The sequence below is a fragment of the Isoptericola sp. NPDC060257 genome, from assembly GCF_042726645.1.
Lineage (GTDB): Bacteria > Actinomycetota > Actinomycetes > Actinomycetales > Cellulomonadaceae > Isoptericola > Isoptericola nanjingensis.
Genome location: NZ_JBHXAW010000363.1, coordinates 1 through 3624 on the forward strand (window position 1 = coordinate 1; position 3624 = coordinate 3624).

Annotated in this window: 3 protein-coding genes; all 3 read right to left on the reverse strand. The window is 72.8% G+C overall.

Going from position 1 to position 3624, the window contains the following annotated elements:
• Nucleotides 1-1806 (reverse strand): glycoside hydrolase family 3 protein (locus ACFWEK_RS19985; protein ID WP_430555176.1); only part of this gene is annotated, 1806 nt, incomplete at its 3' end.
• Nucleotides 1803-2690, reverse strand: coding sequence for a carbohydrate ABC transporter permease (locus ACFWEK_RS19990; protein WP_430555177.1), 888 nt, complete (start codon nt 2688-2690; stop codon nt 1803-1805). The genes ACFWEK_RS19985 and ACFWEK_RS19990, both read right to left, overlap by 4 nt.
• The coding region (locus ACFWEK_RS19995; RefSeq protein ID WP_430555178.1) for a carbohydrate ABC transporter permease at nt 2687-3624 on the reverse strand (938 nt) is incomplete at its 5' end. The genes ACFWEK_RS19995 and ACFWEK_RS19990, both read right to left, overlap by 4 nt.

Here is a 3624-nt window from a genome sequence, read left to right on the forward strand (position 1 = left end):
GCCCGCCGCGGCGACGGCCGTGCCGCCCTCCTCGCCGGGGAAGAACGCCTGGAGCACCGCGCCCGGGCGCCGGTCGTCGGAGTCGCCCGCGACGTCGAGCGCCCAGTCGATCGCGTACGGCCGGCCGCTGAGCACCACCATGACGACCGGGGTGCCGGTGGCGAGCACGGCCTCGACGAGCCCGCGCTGCACGCCGGGCAGCTCCAGCGACTCCGCGTCGTTGCCCTCGCCCACGGTCCCGCGGCCGAACAGGCCCGCGTGGTCGCCCACGACGACGACGGCGACGTCCGCCGACGACGCGGCGGCGACCGCCTCGGCGAAGCCGGACGTGTCCTCGCCCTCGACGTCGCAGCCCGCGGCGTGCACGAGCTCGGGCTGCGGCAGGCCCGCGGTGCGGAACGCGCCGCCGAGCGACTCGAACACGGTGGGGATGTGGAAGCCCTTCGGCACCTCGGGGTGGTGCGCCAGCACGTGGTTGGCGAACGAGTAGCAGCCCATGAGCGCGTCGCTGCGGTGAGCGTTGGGGCCGACGACGGCGACGCGCGACGGCGCGGCGCTCCACCCCGTCAGCGGCAGCACGCCGTCGTTGCCGAGGAGCACGAGCGACTCCTCCGCCAGGCGGCGCGCCACGTCGCGGTGGTCGGGCGAGTCCAGGTCGACCACGGCGGGCGGCTCGCCGGCGAAGGCGTCGTCGTCGAGCAGGCCGAGCTCCTCCTTCTGCGCGAGGGCGCGCAGCACGGCGCGGTCCACGTACCGCTCGTCCAGGCCGCCCGCACGGACGACCTCCGCGAGCGGCTCGAGGTACGCGTCGCCCGACGGCAGCTCGACGTCGAGGCCGGCCGCGAGCGCCTGCGCGGCCGCCTCTCCGCGGTCGGCGGCGACCCGGTGCATCACCTCGAGGAACGCGACGCCGAAGTAGTCCGCGACGACGGTGCCGTCGAAGCCCCACTCGTCGCGCAGGATCCCGGTGAGGTGCTCCGGGCTGGCGTGCATCGGCACGCCGTCGACGTCGACGTACGACGCCATGACCGACCGCACGCCGCCGTCGCGCACCGCCATCTCGAACGGCGGCAGGAAGACGTCGGCCATCTCGCGCGGCCCCGCCGAGACGGGCGCGTGGTTGCGCCCGGCGCGCGACGCCGAGTACCCGACGAAGTGCTTGAGCGTCGCATGCACGCCGGCGTCCTGCAGGCCTCGCACGTACGCGGTGCCGACCGTGCCGACGAGGTACGGGTCCTCGCCGATGCACTCGTCGACGCGGCCCCAGCGGGGGTCGCGCACGACGTCGAGCACGGGCGCGAGGCCCTGGTGGATGCCGAGCTCCCGCATGGACCGCCCGATGACGTCGCCCATCTCGGCCACGAGGTCGGGGTCGAACGACGCGCCCCAGGCGAGCGGCGTGGGGAACGTCGCCGCCTTCCACGCGGACAGGCCCGTGAGGCACTCCTCGTGCACGAGGGCGGGGATGCCGAGCCGCGTCTCGCGCCGGAGCCGCTGCTGCTCCGCCCACAGCCAGGCGGCGCGCTCCGCCGGGTCCACCGGCCGCGTGCCGTAGACCCGGGTGTAGTGGCCGATGCCGTGCCGGGTGACCTCCTCGAGGCGGCCGCCGTCGCCTGCGGCCATCTCGCCCTGCATGGGGGCGACGACGTCGCCGCCCTGGTCGAGCCAGTAGCCGACCAGCTGCGCGAGCTTCTCCTCCAGGGTCATGCGGGCGTGCAGCGCGGTCACGCGCTCGGACACCACGGGCAGCGCCGGCAGCTCCGGCACCGTGGGGACAGGGTGGGTCACGTGCTCTCCTTGGGTCATCCCTTCACGGCTCCCTGCAGGCCGTTCACGATGCGCTTCTGCATCGCGAGGAAGAACACCAGCGCAGGGATCATCGCCAGCGTCGTGAAGGCGAACACGCCCGCGGTGTCCGCCGAGTGCTCCGAGGAGAAGTCGGCGACACCGAGGGGCAGCGTCCGCATGTCGCCCTGCAGCAGCAGCAGGGGCAGGAGGTAGGCATTCCAGGAGCCGACGAACGCGAGCACGCCGACGGTCACCATCCCCGGCCCGGACAGGGGCAGCAGGATCCGCCAGAAGAACCCGATGCGGCTGGCGCCGTCGAGCTGCGCCGCCTCCTCGAGCTCGGTGGGCAGCGCCTGGAGGAACGGGCGCAGGATGACGACCGTCATCGGCAGCGCGAACGCCGCCTGCGGCAGCGCCACCCCCCACCAGGTGTTGCCCATGTGGTAGTTCTGCGTGATCAGGATGAACAGCGGGATGATCGCCACGGTCGCGGGGAACAGCAGCCCGATCACGAACACCATGAACAGCGCCTCGCGCCCCTTGAAGCGGTACCGCGCGAGGGGGTAGGCGGCCATGATGCCGAACACCACGACGACGGCGGTCGTGACGACGGCGATGATCGTGGAGTTGAGGAAGTAGCCCCAGAACGGCGAGTCGGCCGAGAGCACGCCGGCGTAGTTGTCCCACACCCACGGGCTGGGCAGGCCGGCCGGGTCCTCCGCGAGCTGGGCGTTGGTGCGGAACCCGCCCAGCACGCCGTACAGCACCGGCCCGAGCGTCACCGCCACCACGACCAGCGCGATCGCGTAGACCAGCGGGTTCCCGCCGGAGAACGTCGCCCTGCGGCCGCCGCGGGCGGGGGCAGGGCCGGACGTGCGGGCGGGGGTCGTCACGGCGCTCATCGGCCGCCCTCCTTGCTGTCGCGGCTCAGGATGAACTTCTGGTACGCGAGCGCGAGCACCAGCGCGATGACGAACAGCACCACGGAGGCGGCGCCGGCGATGCCGAAGTTCTGCCGCTTGGTGCCCTCGTTGACGAGGAACGTCGCCATGGTCGTCGTGGCATTGGCGGGCCCGCCGCCGGTGAGGATCCACACCATGTCGAAGAGCTGGAGCGAGCCGATCATCGACAGGAAGCCCCACGTGCGCATGGTCGGGCCGAGCAGCGGGATGGTGATGCGCCGCTGCACCTGCCACCAGGAGGCGCCGTCGAGCTGGGCGGCCTCGTAGAGCTCGTCGGGCACGCCCTGCAGCCCCGCGAGGAAGAGGATCACGGCGAGGCCGAGGTACTTCCAGGTGAGCACCACGAGCACGGTCCACAACGCGTACTCGGGCGTGCCGAGGAAGCCCTGCTCCGGCCCGTGCAGGCCCACGGCGGCGAGCATCGTGTCGATGACGCCGTACTCCGGCTGCAGCAGCTGGAACCACACGACGCCGGCGATGACCTCCGCCAGCACGTACGGCACGAAGATGATGGTGCGCAGCAGGCCCTGGCCCCACATCTTGCGGTTGAGCAGCAGCGCGATCGCGAGCCCCAGCGGGAGCTGCAGCAGGATCGAGCCCACCACGATGACGAGGTTGTGCACGACGGCGTCCGTGAAGACCTCGTTGGTCAGCACCGACACGTAGTTGCGCAGGCCGACGAAGTCGACCATCGGCCCGAAGCCCTTCCACCTGTACAGCGACATCTGCACGGCGGTGGCCACGGGGACGACGACGAACGCGACGAGCAGCGCGAGCGCCGGCGTCACGAACAGGGCGATCTCCGCCCGCTTGCGCCACACGGCGGACCTGCCGCGGCGCTCCGGACGGCGGTCCGCCGACCGTGCCGGGGCAC